Source organism: Streptosporangium sp. NPDC000396, assembly GCF_042898655.1.
Taxonomy (GTDB): domain Bacteria; phylum Actinomycetota; class Actinomycetes; order Streptosporangiales; family Streptosporangiaceae; genus Streptosporangium.
In genome coordinates this window covers 103757-119091 of record NZ_JBIAZA010000007.1, presented here as the reverse complement: position 1 = coordinate 119091, position 15335 = coordinate 103757, and the positions used below count along the sequence as shown (strand labels likewise).

13 protein-coding genes and 1 pseudogene are annotated in these 15335 nt (G+C 68.5%); 4 read left to right on the top strand and 10 right to left on the bottom strand.

Translation table 11 applies throughout. The features are described 5' to 3' along the window. Window positions 1-41: 41 nt before the first annotated feature. From ACFY2X_RS13360 to ACFY2X_RS13350, 3 genes are all read right to left on the bottom strand, one after another. Entirely contained in the window at window positions 42-917 is an 876-nt protein-coding gene (locus ACFY2X_RS13360; RefSeq protein ID WP_389937111.1) for a bile acid:sodium symporter family protein, read from the bottom strand. Window positions 918-1166: 249 nt separating this feature from the next. Then, window positions 1167-1745: a class I SAM-dependent methyltransferase gene (locus tag ACFY2X_RS13355; RefSeq protein ID WP_389937109.1), complete on the bottom strand. Its 579-nt coding sequence runs from the start codon at window positions 1743-1745 to the stop codon at window positions 1167-1169. A gap of 3 nt (window positions 1746-1748) precedes the next feature. Next, entirely contained in the window at window positions 1749-1964 is a 216-nt protein-coding gene (locus ACFY2X_RS13350; protein WP_389937107.1) for a 2TM domain-containing protein, read from the bottom strand. A gap of 109 nt (window positions 1965-2073) precedes the next feature. On the opposite strand from ACFY2X_RS13350, the gene ACFY2X_RS13345 reads away from it, so the two are divergent. The 3 genes from ACFY2X_RS13345 to ACFY2X_RS13335 all read left to right on the top strand — a co-directional run bounded on the left by ACFY2X_RS13345 (window position 2074) and on the right by ACFY2X_RS13335 (window position 6735). Then, window positions 2074-2871: an alpha/beta fold hydrolase gene (locus ACFY2X_RS13345; protein ID WP_389937104.1), complete on the top strand. Its 798-nt coding sequence runs from the start codon at window positions 2074-2076 to the stop codon at window positions 2869-2871. Between the two features lie 2 nt (window positions 2872-2873). After that, entirely contained in the window at window positions 2874-5699 is a 2826-nt protein-coding gene (locus tag ACFY2X_RS13340; RefSeq protein ID WP_389937102.1) for an MFS transporter, read from the top strand. 490 nt (window positions 5700-6189) lie between these two features. Next, window positions 6190-6735 (top strand): TetR/AcrR family transcriptional regulator, encoded by a 546-nt coding sequence (locus ACFY2X_RS13335; protein WP_389937099.1) that lies wholly within the window; start codon window positions 6190-6192, stop codon window positions 6733-6735. Here the strand turns inward: ACFY2X_RS13335 and ACFY2X_RS13330 are convergent. After that, window positions 6691-8136, bottom strand: coding sequence for an MFS transporter (locus ACFY2X_RS13330; protein ID WP_389937097.1), 1446 nt, complete (start codon window positions 8134-8136; stop codon window positions 6691-6693). The genes ACFY2X_RS13335 and ACFY2X_RS13330 overlap by 45 nt on opposite strands. Further along, window positions 8133-9149 carry a fatty acid desaturase family protein gene (locus ACFY2X_RS13325; protein WP_389937094.1) on the bottom strand — a complete coding sequence of 339 codons (1017 nt, stop codon included), beginning with the start codon at window positions 9147-9149 and terminating at the stop codon, window positions 8133-8135. The genes ACFY2X_RS13330 and ACFY2X_RS13325 overlap by 4 nt, the downstream gene beginning before the upstream one ends. Before the next feature lie 686 nt (window positions 9150-9835). Between ACFY2X_RS13325 and ACFY2X_RS13320 the strand changes: the two genes are divergently transcribed. After that, window positions 9836-10351 carry a class I SAM-dependent methyltransferase gene (locus tag ACFY2X_RS13320; RefSeq protein WP_389937091.1) on the top strand — a complete coding sequence of 172 codons (516 nt, stop codon included), beginning with the start codon at window positions 9836-9838 and terminating at the stop codon, window positions 10349-10351. A gap of 85 nt (window positions 10352-10436) precedes the next feature. Here ACFY2X_RS13320 and ACFY2X_RS13315 read toward each other — a convergent pair whose 3' ends face one another. From ACFY2X_RS13315 to ACFY2X_RS13295, 5 genes and pseudogenes are all read right to left on the bottom strand, one after another. Further along, complete coding sequence (locus ACFY2X_RS13315) at window positions 10437-10664, bottom strand: hypothetical protein (RefSeq protein ID WP_389937088.1); 228 nt, start codon at window positions 10662-10664, stop codon at window positions 10437-10439. 19 nt (window positions 10665-10683) lie between these two features. Then, complete coding sequence (locus ACFY2X_RS13310) at window positions 10684-11868, bottom strand: hypothetical protein (RefSeq protein WP_389937697.1); 1185 nt, start codon at window positions 11866-11868, stop codon at window positions 10684-10686. A 225-nt stretch (window positions 11869-12093) separates the two neighbouring features. Next, window positions 12094-12240 (bottom strand): annotated as a pseudogene (locus ACFY2X_RS13305) (three-helix bundle dimerization domain-containing protein); the annotation flags it as partial. Window positions 12241-12519: 279 nt separating this feature from the next. After that, window positions 12520-13989, bottom strand: coding sequence for a M81 family metallopeptidase (locus tag ACFY2X_RS13300; RefSeq protein ID WP_389937085.1), 1470 nt, complete (start codon window positions 13987-13989; stop codon window positions 12520-12522). A gap of 149 nt (window positions 13990-14138) precedes the next feature. Beyond that, a complete protein-coding gene (locus ACFY2X_RS13295) occupies window positions 14139-15287 on the bottom strand; it encodes an ROK family protein (protein WP_389937083.1) in 1149 nt (382 codons plus the stop codon). Window positions 15288-15335: the final 48 nt, after the last annotated feature.

Sequence of the window (15335 nt, the reverse complement as noted above, 5' to 3'; positions counted from 1 at the left end):
CGGTGTCAGGTCACGACATCAGGCCGCACGGCCGAGAAGGGTCACAGGGCGGAGCTCGTCCGAGTTCGACGGCTGATCAACCAGCCGAACCCGGGCGCCGTGAAGAACATGACAATGCCGTACACCGCGCCCGGGATGGCGATCTCGGCACTGTTCAACAGCGCCGGGCTCAGCGCGATCGTGATGGCGAGCGCGGTGTTGTGGATGCCGATCTCGAACCCGGCCGCGGTGGCCGCGCGGTGGTCGACGCCGGCCAGGCGCGGCACGCCGTAGCCGATCAGCAGGCTCACGATGTTGAAAGCCAGCACGGCCAGCCCGACCGAGACGAAATAGTCGACGAGGTTCTCCCGCGCCCCGTACAGCACGGCGGAGATGACCGTGACCAGGACCACAACTGACAGCACCCGGACGGGGAGGTTGAGCCGCTGCGCCACCCGCGGTGCCAGCGCGCGCACGAGCATCCCGATCGCGACCGGCCCGAGCACCATCACGAAGACCTGCTGCAACTTGTCAAACTGCAGCCCGAGGGTGGCCCCGCCGGGGAGGAAGTACCCGGCCGAGAGGTTCACCACGATCGGCAGGGTGACCACAACCAGCACCGAGTTGACCGCGGTGAGCGTGACATTCAGCGCGACGTTCCCGCCGAACAGGTGGCTGAACAGGTTGGCCGTGGGGCCACCGGGCGACGCCGCGACCACCATCATCCCGACCGCCAGTTCCGGCGGGAGCCGGAACGCCACCACCAGGCCGAAGCAGATCGCCGGCAGCAGCACGACCTGGCACAGCAGCGCAACCACGGCCGCCTTCGGATACTGGCCCACCCGCCGGAAGTCGTCCAGGGTCAGGCCGAGACCCAGGCCGAGCATGACGATGCCGAGAGCGTAAGGCAGACTGGCCAGAACCAAGGGGGAATCCATGGCGGACATTCTGGGGCATGCTGACAAGTTTTGGCATTCCGTGCGGAGCAGCCTGCCTTTGCTCCAGGTCGGCTGATCCAGACAACGCAACGATGCGGAGCGCGATCAAGACTCCGTGGCTTATACGGGCGAGCGGCGCCCTTTCCTCGCCGTCCGAGCCGCTCCCGAACGGGCCCGGACGTCGTCCGTCGAACGTGAGGCGCACCCGTTCGCACACCGCGACGAGTGACTGCTCGCCGACCTGACCGCTCAGCGGGTGTTGGGGCGACGGCAGTAGTAGACCAGCGCGGGTGGGAGGTTGGCCCACACCGTCCGGCTGACGACGACCTCGTCGAAGCGTGACCGCAGGGATCGCAGCAGCGCCCGCGCGGGTGGTGCCCATCGGGCGTGCACGTACGCGAAGGTGGTGAACACGCCGTGCGGCGGCAGCGCGGCGGACACCGATGACAGCACGTCATGCTGCCTGTTCTCGGTGAACGCCGCCCAGGGAAGGCCGCTGACCACGACATCGGCCTCGTTGAGCCCGCGCTGCGTCAGCACCGTGGCAAGGCCGGCCGCGTCCGCGGTCACGACGTCGACCGCCGGATGGAGTTCGGCCAACCGCCATGCGAACCGTGGGTTGATCTCGACGGCGATGTGCCGGCCGCGACCCGCGAGGCGCCGCTGGATGGCGCCGGTGAAGGCGCCGGTGCCCGGACCGAGTTCCACCACGACCGGGGAACCGGTCCGGGGCACCACCGCCGTCGCCGCCATGGCCAGCGCCGGACCGCTCGGCACGACCGCCCCGACCGTCATGGGGGCGCGCACGAACTCGGCGAAGAACGACACGGCTCAGTACTCGATTCTGGATTTGGGCGGCGAGTAGACACCCCAGAAATGAAAGGCCAGCCCGACGCCCCAGAAGACGATCGACCACAGAGGCCAGAAAAAGTGGCCGGGGTCGTAGACCCACCACACGATGACCTGGGCCAGATTGCTCAGGACGTAGAAGAGCAGATGGAAGCGCAGGCCCCAGATCCGGGCGCTTGCGCTTTTCGCCGATTTCATGGCCGCAGGCTAGATCGGCGTACTGGACGACGATTGAATCGCTCGTTCAGTGATCGTCAAGTGCCCGGAATCAACATTGACCGCAATTCGAGGTGAAAGGTGCAACATCATGACGACAACTCGCCGAGCCGTGTTGGCCGGATCCGCCGCGGTCGTAACCGGCACGCTGCTGGGAACGTCCGAGGCGCAGGCACATTCCCATACGGAAGCCAAGCCCAAACCCACCGTGGTCCTTGTGCACGGCGCGTTCGCCGACGCTTCCGGCTGGAACGACGTCGCCGCCAAGCTCATCCGCGACGGCTATCCGGTCATCGCGCCCGCGAACCCGCTGCGCAGCGTGGCCACCGACTCGGCCTACCTGGCCAGTGTTCTCGCCACCCTCAGTGGCCCGATCGTCGTGGCTGCGCACTCCTACGGCGGGATCGTCGCCACGAACGCCGCGGCCGGCAACCCGAACGTGAAAGCACTCGTCTACGTGGCCGCGTTCGCCCCCGACGAGGGCGATTCGCTGCTGCAACTGCAGACGAAATTCCCCGGCAGCAAGCTCGACGAGGCGGCGCTGGACTTCCGCCCCTACGGTGAGGGCCTCGTCGACGGCTACATCAAGAAGGAGTTCTTCCACGACGTCTTCGCCGGTGACGTACCGAAATCGACCACCGACCTGATGCACGCCGGCCAGCGGCCCGCTGACGCGCGCACGCTCGGGGAGCCCTCTGGAGCTCCGGCGTGGAAGACCATTCCCTCCTACTACCTCGTCGCCAGGAACGACCAGGTGCTGCCCGCCGAGGCGCAGCGGTTCATGGCGCGGCGGGCCGGGTCGCAGGTGCGCGAGGTCGGTTCCTCGCACGTCGCGATGATCTCCCAACCCGCCGTGACCGCCGGCCTCATCAAGCGCGCAGCCCGCTGACCATGTTCGTCCGCGCGTACGAAGGCCAGTGCGCCGCCGAGGAGAAACGGCGCACCTCCGCCGAGAAGCCCGCCGTCAACCCCAGGCTCGCTCTGTTCGCGCTGGCACTGGGCACCTTCGCGATCGGCACCGGCGAGTTCGGCAGCAACGGCATCATCCAGCTCTTCGCCGCCGACCTGGACGTGTCGATCCCGGTCGCCACGTACGCGATCACCGCCTACGCCTTCGGGGTGGTGATCGGTTCTCCGCTGATCACTCTGCTCGCCGCCCGGGTCAACCGGCGAACGCTGCTGCTCGGCCTGGTCGTGCTCTTCCTGGTGGGCAATGGGCTGTCCGCGCTGGCGCCGAACATCGTGCTGCTCGTCGTCTTCCGCTTTGTCGCGGGCAGCGTGCAGGGGGCGTTCTTCGGCGCCGGGGCGGTCGTCGCCGCGTACGTGTACGGGCCGGGCAAGGGCGGCAAGGCGTTCGCCACCGTGATGGGGGGACTCACCGTCGCCACCATCGCCGGGTCGCCGCTCGGTACCTTCATCGGCCAGCACGCCGGGTGGCGTGTCATGTACTGGACCGTGGTCGCCGTCGGCCTGCTGGCCGGCATCGCACTGGTCGCCTGGTTGCCCCGTACCGACGACCTGCACGGCAGCCCCGTCAGGAGCGAGCTGAACGGCCTGCGCCGGATCAACGTCTGGCTGATGGTCGCCGTCGCCTCGCTCGGCATCTCCAGCATCTTCGCCGTCTACACGTTCATCGGCCCCTTCGTCACCGACGCGGCGCGGCGGGACGCCGCGCTCATCCCCGTCGCCCTGGCCGTCTTCGGCCTCGGCATGGCGGTCGGCAACCACCTCGGCGGGCGAGTCGCGGACCGGTACGAGCACCGGGGCCTGATCTGGGGGTACGGCGGCGTCCTGGCGCTGTTGGTGCTGATCGGCGTGGCGGGCAGCGATCTGCTGGTCCTACTGCCGTGTCTGTTCGGCGTCGGCGCGACCATGATGTTCGCGATCCCCACCATCCAGGTCAGGCTGACCGGCTTCGCGCCGGACGCCCCGACCCTGATGGGCGCGCTCAACCTGGCCGCCCTCAACCTGGCCAACTCCCTCGGCGCGATCGGCGGCGCGGTCACCCTGGAAGCCGGCTGGGGCACCTTGTCCACTGTCTGGGCCGGTTTCGTCTTAACGTCGGCGGGTTTGCTCCTGTACGTCGTGACCGTCGCTCGGCCGAAGCGTCACCGTCCGGCCCGGCGCGGACCGGTCCTCGACGACGAGCAGTTCCGCCGCCTTGCCGGATACGGAGAGGAGGAGCACGTCGAGGCCGGCCGGAACCTGTACACCTCCGGCGACGACTCCTACGACTTCTTCCTGCTCCGGACGGCGACGGTGGACATCATCCGGGACGTGACGGCGATCGAGCCGGAACGCCTGATCTACCGGGGCGGCCCCGGAGACTTCCTCGGCGAGCTCAACCTTCTGACCGGACAGCAGGTCTACCTGACCGCCCGGGTGACGTCCGCCGGGACGGTCGTCCGCATCGGGGCGGCGCGACTGCGCCGGGCCCTCGCTGAGCAGGACGACATCGCCGGACTGATGCTCGCGGCGTTCCAGGAGCGGCGCGAGGTCTTCCGCGCGGCGGCAGGCGGCACCCTGGAGATCGTCGGCCGGCCGGACTCCGCGGAGACCCTGGAACTGCGCGGCTACGTGACGCAGATGCTGCTGCCCCACACCTGGCGCAGCGCCACCTCACCCCCCGGGCGTTCCCTCATGACCTCGGCCGGGCTGACGGAGGCCGACCTCCCGGCGGCCATCGCCAACGGTTCGGTGGTGCGGCGCGCGACGCCGGGAACGGTCGCGCAGACGCTCGGCCTCACGTACCGGGACGGCGGAGGTCCGGTCGACCTCGTCGTCGTGGGCGCCGGTCCCGCGGGCCTGGCCGCCGCCGTGTACGGGGCGTCCGAGGGCCTGGTCACCGTGCTGCTGGACCGGAGCGGGCTCGGCGGCCAGGCCGCCAAGAGCGCCCGCATCGAGAACTACCTGGGCTTCCCGGACGGGATCAGCGGCGTGAACCTGACCCGCCTGGCCATGGTCCAGGCCCTCAAGTTCGGTGTACGCATCCACTCGCCCTGCGTTGTGAAGGGCCTCGACCTCTCCGACGAGCGGCGGCCGGTCGTCGTCCTGGAGGACGGGGCCCGCGTCGAGTGCCGCGCGGTGATCGCCGCCACCGGCGTCCGATACCGGCGTCTGGACATCCCCGGATGGGCGGCGTTCGAGCAGTCCGGCTGCATCCGGTACGCCGCGACCGAGCCGGACGTCCGGGGCTACGAGGGCCGGCCGGTGACCGTCGTCGGGGGCGCCAACTCGGCCGGGCAGGCGGCTCTGTCCCTCGCCGCCCGCGGCGCGACGGTCGATCTGGTCGTCCGCGGCCACGACCTCGCAGCCCGCATGTCGTCCTACCTGACCGACCGGATCCAGGCCAATTCCCGGATCCGAGTCCACACCGGCAGCACAGTCAGCGAACTGGCCGGCGACGACACCCTCACGTCGGTCGTCGTCGAACGGTCCGGCGAGCGGCCGGCATGCCTGGCCAGCCGTGCGCTGTTCTGCTTCGTCGGCGCCGACCCGGTGTCGGGCTGGCTGACCGGCGTGGCCAAGGCCGAGAACGGGTTCGTGCTCACTGACGTCGGCCTGCCCGCCGGATCGACCTTGCCGTACCAGACGAGCGCACCCCGGGTCTTCGCGGTCGGCGACCTGCGCTCGGGTTCGACGAAACGCGTGGCCACGGCCGTCGGCGACGGCGCGAGCGCGGTCTCGTCCGTCCACGCTGCGCTCGCCGGAGACTGACGTACGCAGATGCCACTCCAGGAGGATGAACATGGACGTCGCGGAAATACGCGAACATGGATGTAGCCCCAGTTACGCGACATCCTTCTACGTCGCACCGGGTCTGGTCGTCTCTGTCGAGGATGAGAATGAGAACGAAGAGTGCCGCATCTCGTTGCGCGAATCGATCTCTACTCGCAGCCAGGAATCGCAGGCGTCCAAGAAGCTGACGACATGTTCCAGATGGGTTCGTGGCCGTGCAGCGCGGGGACGTCAGTGGGTTGACCGTTCGATGATCACATCGTCGGCATCGCTGGGAAGCTGCGCACTCAGCGCCTTCCGGGTGAGTTCGAAGGCGTCGTAGCCCAGCAGCTGGTGCTTGGGGCGGGCATAAGATTGGCAGAATCGATGATCCCGGCGCCGAAGAGGTGCCGGGCTTTTCGTCTTTGCTGCCGTCATCACAGGGCTTGCGAAACGCCTGTTTGAAACAAGTGTTTGATAGTGTATCCCTGTGGGAGTTCCTGAGGATTTGCTGGCCGCAGCCAAGCAGTGCCTGGCCGAGCGCGGCTATGCCAAGACGACCGTACGCGACATCATCGCCATCTCGGGCAGCAACCTGGCGGCGATCAATTATCACTTCCGCTCGAAGGACGCCCTGCTCAACCAGGCAATGATCGAGACGACCGGCGACGCGGTCCAGGAGATCCTGAAGGCGATGCCCGAGGGGCCGCAGAACCTGGAGACGTTCTGGGAAGGGATGACCAGATCCTTCCGCGAGCGTCCTGAGCTGTGGCGAGCCAACGTTGTGGCCCTGGCGCAGGCGCCGCACTCGCCCGAGCTGCGCGGCCAACTCGCAGAGGGCCAGGCGCGCGCTCGGGCGGAGCTGGCCGAGACGCTGAGCGGGGATGAGGGTGAGCAGTCCAAGGCGCTGCTCACCCTCGTCATCGGCATGCTGGTGCAGTGGATGATCGACTCCGATCACGCGCCCACGGCTGGGGAACTCGTCCGCGGTCTAGGTGCGCTGAACTCGCAGCAGGATCGCCATCAGGACCAATAGCACGGCGGCGGTGATCATGGCGTAGTGCTGCCCCGCGACGAACGCCTCGCGCGCTGCCGCGGCCAGGGCGGGTTGATCCTTGGCGGCCTCGAGCGCGGCGCCCAGGGTCTGGCTTCCAGGCGCCTGGGCGCGGAAGACCGCGGCTCCGATGCTGCCCAGGATCGAGATGCCCAGAGCGCCGCCGAACTCCGTGGCGACCTGCGACAGGCCGGCGACGGACCCTGCGCGCTCGGGCGGGGCGGCGGCGATGATCAGGTCGGAGGAAACGGTCAACACGAGCGTGACGCCTCCGGCCATCAGCATGATCCCTACCACCAGCGGCAGCGCGTGCCCGCCGGTGTCCAGCAGGGACAGGAACGCGAAGCCGGAGGCGCCTACGAGCAGGCCCGCGCAGACCATCAGACCGGGGCGGATCTTCCGTACCAGAGCGGGTGCCAGTCCCGCGGTGAGCATCGCCATGCCCGCGGACGGCAGCGCGTAGAGCCCGGCCACGAAGGGCCGCACGCCCATGACCATCTGCAGGTACTGGGTGGTGAACAGGCTGGAGCCGACCATCGCGAATACGCCGAGCGTGTTGGTGCCGATCGCGGCGGCGAAGGCGCGGCTGCGGAACAGCGACACGTCTAGCAGCGGGTCGGGCACCAGACGCTGGCGGCGGATGAACACGGCGCCGAGCGCCAGCCCCGCTATTACGGCGAGCACGGACAGCAGGCTGAGGCCGTCGGCGGCGATGTGCTGGATGCCGTAGATCGTCGGCAGGATCGCGGCCAGCGACAGCACCACGCTGGACACGTCGAACCGGCCGGGACGCGGGTCGCGCGACTCGGGCAGCAGCAGCGGCGTTAGCAGGAGCAGGAGCGCCATCACCGGCAGGTTGACCAGGAACACCGAGCCCCACCAGAAGTACTCCAGGAGAGCGCCGCCCATGAGCGGGCCCAGCATGGCGCCACCGGCGAACGCGGCGGTCCAGATCGCGATGGCCGCGCGGCGCTGGCGCTCGTCGTGGAACATGTTCCTGATCAGCGACAGCGTCGAGGGCATCAGTGTCGCGCCGCCGACACCGAGCAGGGCGCGGGTGGCGATGAGGGTGCCCGCGTCGGGGGAGAACGCGGCCACGGTCGAGGCGGCGCCGAAGGCGGCCGCCCCGATCATCAGTAGTTTCCTCCGGCCGATCCTGTCGCCCAGCGTGCCCATCGGCAGCAGCAGCCCGGCCAGGATGAACGGATACATGTCGATGATCCACAGCAACTGCGCGGCGGTCGGCGCCAGGCTCGTGCTGATGAACGGCAACGCGTAGGACAGCACATGCAGGTCGACGGAGATCAGCAGCACCGGCAGGACCAGTACGGCCAGCCCGATCCATTGCTTGCGTCCGGCCCGCTGGGCCGATGCGACGGTCATGAGGTCGCTTCCCTTCGAATGGGCGCACCCGCGTCGTGCAGGTGCCTGATGGCCTCCACGTGGGAGGAGACGAAGCCGGTCTCGTAGTACGGCAGGCCGAGTTGGCGGCAGTAGGCGCGCACGATCGGCTGCGCCTTGCGGAGGCCGGGGGTGGGCATGTTCGGGAACAGGTGGTGCTCGATCTGGTAGTTGAGCCCGCCCATCGCGATGTCGACGAACCAGCCGCCGCGCACGTTGCGCGTGGTCAACACCTGCTTGCGCAGGAAGTCAAGGTCGGCCTTGCCGGTCAGCGTCGGCATGCCCTTGTGTCCAGGGGCGAAGACGCAGCCCATGTAGACGCCGAACAATCCCTGATGAACGGCGAAGAACACCAGTGCCTTGCCCGGCGACAGGGTTAGGGCCAGCGCCGCCAGGTACAGCCCGAAGTGGGCGAACAGTAGCGTCCCTTCCAGTACGCGGTGCTTCATCCACGGCTGCCGCAATGCCCGCACCCCGCTCACATGGAGGTTGAGCCCCTCCAGCAGGAGCAGCGGATAGAACAGGAACGCCTGCCTGCGGCCGATGAACCTGGCCAGACCCCTGCTGTTCCTGGCCTGCTCCTGCGACCAGACCAGTACGTCGGGCACGACGTCGGGGTCGAGGTCCTCGTGGTTGGGGTTGGCGTGGTGGCGGGTGTGCTTGTTCATCCACCAGCCGTAACCGAGGCCGATGCCAAGATTCCCCGCCAGGCGCCCGAGCGCGTCGCTCGGGCCCTTCCTCACAAAGATCTGGCGGTGCGCCAGGTCATGGGCGACGAGCGCGACCTGAGCGAAGACGATCGCGAAGCAGGCGGCCAGGGGAATCTGCAGCCAGGAGTCACCGAGTGCGAAGAACGCGATCAGTCCCGCGGCGAACAGCCCGGCCACGGTGCTGAGGCGCGCGAAGTAGTAGACCGGCCGCCGATCGAGTAGTCCGGCTTGCCTGATGCGTCTGGACAGGCAGCTGTAGTCGCTGGCAATGGTTGCTTGCGTCACGCCGCCAACCATACACATGTTTTAAACATATGTTTGTGACGTGCGTTAGAGTGGCCGGTATGAGCTCGCTCACGTTGAAACAGACACTCCTTCGTGGACGCCGTCAGTGGCCTGCGCGCCGACGATCGCCAGGTCCAGGCGGCGCTGCTTCCTGCCGAGGTCGCGAAGGTCGCCGCAAAGGGGGATCCCGACCGCTGGGCATCGGTCACGGTGACCTGCCGATCCTCACCGTGGCCGATGCCGTCTACGACCTGCACCGGCAAACGTTCCTGCACAGATTCGATCTGGAACACGCCTTCCGGCTGTTCAAGCAGACCCTCGGCTGGACCACCTGATCTCGTTAAGAACGCCGGGCACCGCCATGCGGGCCGTGGGCCATGGGCTGATTAGGGGAAGTAAAGGCTCAGCAGTTCCCTGCACCTTGATGCGTGCTACACGTCTTGACCAGCAAGGTTGCGGTAGAGACATGTCTCGGAGCCGGAGGTTGATCTCGTCGGCGAGAGTGAGAAGGTCTCTTCGAACCCTTCATGGATCTTGGGGCGAATCGGGTAGGGCGGCCCGTCATGATCGAACGCCCCTCCTATCTCATTGCCACAGCCGATGCCTACGACGCTGTCGCCGCTCTTTACGCTGACCTCTTTTAGGATGCGTTCGATGACCAGCCGCTGGATCGCGCGGCGCTGGGTGTGTTCGCCGAGGTCGTGCGGACCGCCGGTGGTGGGCCGGTCGCCGAGCTCGGATGTGGCCCTGGATATGTGGCGGCGTACCTGCAGAAGCTGGGACTGGACATTTTCGGCCTTGACCTGTCGCCGGTGATGATCGATCTTGCCCGTGAGGCGTATCCGGAGCTGGGCTTCGAGGTCGGTTCGATGGACGCCCTGGACCTGGCCGACGGAGGGCTGCGGGGCATCGTGTCCTGGTACTCCGTCATTCATACGCCCCCGCAGGAGCTGCCGGCGTACTTCAGGGAGTTCCGCCGCGTTCTGGCCCCGGGCGGCCATCTCCTGCTCGGCTTCTTCGAGTCCGAAGGAGGGCCGGTGGCGCCCTTCGACCACAAGGTGACGTTGGCATATCGGTGGCCGATCGACGAACTGGCCGCGCTGGCACGCGCCGCTGACTTCGTCGAAGTCGGCCGGGTGCTGCACGAGCCTCACGCGGGGGAGCGGTTCCGCCAGGGCCGCCTGCTGATGCGCCGACAGTAAACGCGGATCTCGCACTGAGATCGCACGCCCGAAATTGTTGGAGGGGATCCGAAGCCATCCTCTGAGCGGGGGGAGGTTGGGCATGTCAGCTCACCTGCTCCGGCGGGTGATCGTGATCGACGTGCCGGGTGGCCGCGTGTTCTCGAAGTCGGCCCAGAAGTAGCGCATTTTGCGCCCGAAGACGTTGGAGTTCGGCCCTGAGCTCGCCGTTGGTGACGGTGAGCTGGCGGATGCGGGCTTCCTCGGAGGGATCCGTCATGCGCTGGCGGGCGGGATGCCCCTGGCCGGGCAGGCCGGCCAGGGGCATCGTCACGCCTTCGAGGAACGGGGCGTCAGCCGTACGACTTGGCGACCTTGCCGAGCAGGTGTTCGAGCGTGTCGTAGGAGGGTGCGTCGACCACGTCGATGAGATCGGTCGGGACGGGCACGTCGTGGTCGGCGGCGACCTTGGCGAACCGGGTGGCGTCACCCGCGCGGAACCCGTGCTCGGTGGCGAGGCGCTGCAGCTCCGGATCGGTGGACAGCAGGCGTCCGACGCGGTCGCCGTCCGCGTCGAGGGGCACCAGCGTGTGCTTGGACAGCACGGTCGGCGACGGGTACGTCAGCACCATCCCCGGCCTGGTCCGCCCTCGCGCGGCGGCCTCCAGGAACTGGGCCTCATAGATCCAGACCAACGGCGTCGGGCCCATGCCGACCGAGAGGTACTCCTCGAACGGCCCCTCGCTGGTGTTGTCGGTGTAGCCCTGGCCGAGGAAGAGCTGGGACATCGTGGGGAGCACGTTCTTCTCGGCTGCGGCGCCCTGCACGATCGTGTGACCGTTCGCGACGTAGCTGGCGACGGCCAGATACATGGCCGCGGAGTTCGAGCTGCGCGGATCCGTCGTGGAGACCAGGATGTTCTTGCGGACGGGATAGGCGGTGTTCCCGCCAAGCTGGTCCCACTGCACGCCCCTGGCGACCAGGTCGAGGTAACGGGCGAAGTCGAAGGTCCGGAGGGCCTTGTGTTTCGCTGCGCCCTTCTTTCCGGAACCCCGCTTCTTCCCGGCGCTCGCCTTCTTCACGACCCCCGCCTTGGTCAGCAGCTTCGCGATCGGCTGGAACGTCGCGATCGCCATCGGAGAGGAGAACGGCGTGTACTTGGTACTGACCTTGCTCTCTCGCTGGATCCGGTCGGCCGCCGGTGCGCTCGACGGGAACGCGAAGTCATACCGCTTGAGATTGATCGAGGTGGCGATCTGCCGTGAGCCCGCCGGGTCGACCTCGACCTTCAGTCCCTTGTCGGCGAACGCCTTGATCACCTTCGGGTCCTCGAAGAACGCCTGCTTCTCGGAGCCGATCACGCCATGCACGGTGACGAGCGGAAGGGAGGTCGCCGTGGTGGGCGAGGGCGCGATCTTCTGCTTCACGGGCTGGGGGGAGGTCGCGTTGCTCGCGATCGCGGGCGGAGGCGGGGTCTCTCCGCGCGTAGTGATCACAATGACCGCGGCGGCGACCACGACGACCGCCGCCACGAGCACCGGAAGGGATTTTCTATTTCCAGCCCACGATTTCTTAACCCACGATGATCGAGAGGTTTCTGCAGGGTTACGCCCACCTGAATGATAAGTGTCTTCGGAAGTCTCCGGCCGAACATTCGCGGCGGGGTCCGGAAATGCATGGGAGGCTGTGTCCGGCCGCTTTTCGGCCGTCGCCTTCGTATTCGCGTCCGCCGTCTCCTCTGTCCGTGCTTCCAATTCCCGGCGGACGAGGCGCTCTACCAGGATGGGAACGAAGTCCCTGATGGGGTGGCCGTCGAAGCGGCGGTGGGCCACCTCCACCGTGCTTTCGACGTGTTCGGCAGAATGGATGTCGGTGAATGTCCCGACCAGGCGATTGGCCACCAGGCGCATAGCCTTTTCTTCGCGGACGGTATCGAGACTCAACGGTATCTCCTCGGCATCGCATCGGCCATATCGCAGCAGACCGTTCGCGCCCGCCCGCGACGGGCCAACCATACCGGCATTTCGGTCGCGTCGATAAATCGGATTGAATCGCACGCTCGAATGCGTTCGCGGTGGTGGCGTGGAGCGCCGCTGAGTGCATTGTTCGATTTGTGGCTTTTTATTCCATATGGCGTGAGGATTCGTAGCCGCTTGTAATGATGATCATGGTCAGGCCGCTTCGCGCGGTCATCGGGTGACCACGGTGAGGTCCGCGGTGAAGTCGCGGTCCAGGGGGAACACCGGCCTCAGCAGGTGCTTGTACGGCAGGCGCTGGAGGTCCTGGTCGACGCCACCGGGTGTCAGGGCGAGCAGCCAGTCGCCGGCCGCGTCGAACAGTTCGGGTTCGAGGTAGCCGATCTTCACGACCACAAGGTCCACCGCGTCCACCGAGATGCCCAGACGGGCGTAGGAGGCCAGCTCGCAGTACTGCATCCGGCGGGAGGTGACGAACACGCTGAGGCCGCCCACCCGCACGCTCACGCACCGCCCGCCGGCGGGGTCCTCGGTGACCGCCTCCAGGACGCCCTCAAGCTGAAGCGGGCCCGGGTCCCGCGGGTCGATCCGGCCGCCGGCGCGTACGCTGACCGGCGAACCGAGCGGCTGGTCCGCGACCTGCGCCACGGCCTCCGGGTCGACCAGTGAGGCGTACACCGCCCGGAGCGAGCCGTCGCGGATCTCCGGGCGGGCCAGCATCCGTTCGAGGGCGAAGGTGACGTCATCGGCGCCGCCGGCGCCCGGGTTGTCGCCGGAGTCGCTGATGAAGAACGGGCGCCGGGAGGGGTCCGCGATCGCGGCCAGCGCCGTGTCGAGGCACTCGTCCATGGAGCCGGTGGGCGCGACGAACGAGAAGTCGTCGCGCGCGGCCCAGAAGTGCTCACCGAGCTCGCGCGCCGCCTCGGCCGTGGCGGCGGCGTCGGTGCCGGTGGCGACGACCGCGCCACGGCAGCGGGGCTGGTCGGCCCAGGCGAAACCGATCCAGATCGCGGCGTCGATGACCCCCTCCCTGGCCTCGATCTCGGGGATGCGGGCATACAGCCCCCGGGCCGGGTCGAGCCGGGTGCTGGTCATCTCGCCGGGCAGCAGGATCGGAACGTGGACGAGGGCCTTGTGCGGGCGCTGCCCGCGACGCAGCGCGTCGACCAGGTTGCGTGCCGCGCGCTCGCGGGTCTCCCACACGTCGACGTGGGGCGCGGTGCGATAGCAGGTGAGCAGATCGCAGCCGCCGAACAGGGCGGGCGAGACGTTGCCGTGCAGGTCCATGGCCGCGGAGACGAACGGCTCCGGCCCGATCACCGATCGGATGGCGGTGACGAGATCACCTTCGGTGTCGTCCCGTCCCACGACGCTCATCGCGCCATGGATGTCGAGCAGGACGCCGTCCACGGTGCCGGCCCGGGCCAGCCCGTCGAGGATCTCGGCGGACCAGGCGTCGTAGGCGGCGGGGTCGACCGCACCGCCGGGAAGGGCCCGCGCGTGCACGAGGGGCACCCATTCGACGTCGGCGGCCCATGGCTCGGCAGGTGAGAGCCAGCCGTAGCGCGCCAGGAGCGCTTCCCCGCGGGTGACCTCGAAGTCGTCGGAGGTGCTCAGGTGGGGGGAGAAGGTGCTGGACTCGATGTGTACGCCGCCGATGGCGATGCGAAGGGAACGGGACACGGGAGAGGGCTCCTAGCGAAGGAAACGGGGCACGGGTGGAGGCTCCTCGTGAAGGGGACGGGGCTCCTCATGGCGGGAACGGGACAGGGGAGGGGCTCCTGGTGAAGGGAGCGGTTCCTCGCGGTGGGAAGGGGTACGGGTGGGGTTCCTCAGGAAGGGCGGACGTCGGCCGCCGCTCGCACCAGATGCCCGAGGCCGACCAGGGCCGCATCCGGGCCCGCGACGCTGGCCTCGATGGACAGGGACTGGGTCATGGACGGCAGGCAGCGCTCGTAGAGCATCCCTCGGGCCGCCGCCACGTAGACGTCGAGGCTGGACAACGCTCCACCGATGACGACGGCGTCGGGGTTGAGGAAGTTGACCAGGCCGGACAGGGCCACGCCGAGCAGTCCACCGGCGTGGCGCACCATCGTCACCACGGTCGGCTCGGCGTCGACGGCCGCGGCGATGACGTCGCGGGTCGTGGTGACCGGCAGGCCTCGCTCCTCCAGCTGGTGGGCCAGCGCGGCACCGCTGGCGACGGTCTCCAGGCAGCCGCGGCTGCCGCAGGAGCAGTGGCGCTCGCCGCTGTCCGCCACGCGCACGTGGGTGACGTCGCCGCTGAGCCCGCGGCCTCCGCGGTAGACCTGGCCACCGGTGACCAGGCAGCCGCCGATACCGGTGCCGGCCTTGACGTAGATCATGTCTCCGGTGTCCCGGCCACGGGTGGCGTGCTCGCCGATCGCCGCCGCCTTGGCGTCGTTGTCGACGACCACGGGCACGTTGAAGCGTTCGGTGAGGTCGGCCTGCGCGTCGACGCCGCTCCAGCCGGGCATGCGGGCGGGGCCGACCAGCCGTCCGCGCGGGAACTCGACCGGCCCCGGGAGCGCCATGCCCACCCCCAGCAATGCCTGACCGGGGGCGGCCGCCGCCCGGATCCGCGTGAACGCCAGGGCGACCACGTCGAACACCTCGCCGGGACCGGCGGCGATGTCGATGGCCACTTCCTCGGCCGCGAGCAGCCACCCGTCGGGTGAGCACACGCCGACGCGGGCGTGCTGGGCGCCCAGCTCGGACACGGCGAAGACGCCCTCGACCTCGCGCAGGCGAAGGATCCGTGGTCGCCGTCCTCCGGTGGAACGGCCCACGCCCTCTTCCAGGATGGCGCCCTCGTCCAGCAGGCGCCGTACCACGGCGGAGACGGTCGAGGGCGCGACCTGCAACGTCTCGACGAGGTCGGCGCGGGAGGCGGCCTCGCCGCTGGCGAGCAGGTTGAGGGCCTGGTCACGCAAATTGGCGGGGATCGACGGATCCGACATACCTCTCCTTCTCCGGCCGGTCTTCCGGCGCTGCCTCACCTGCCGAGG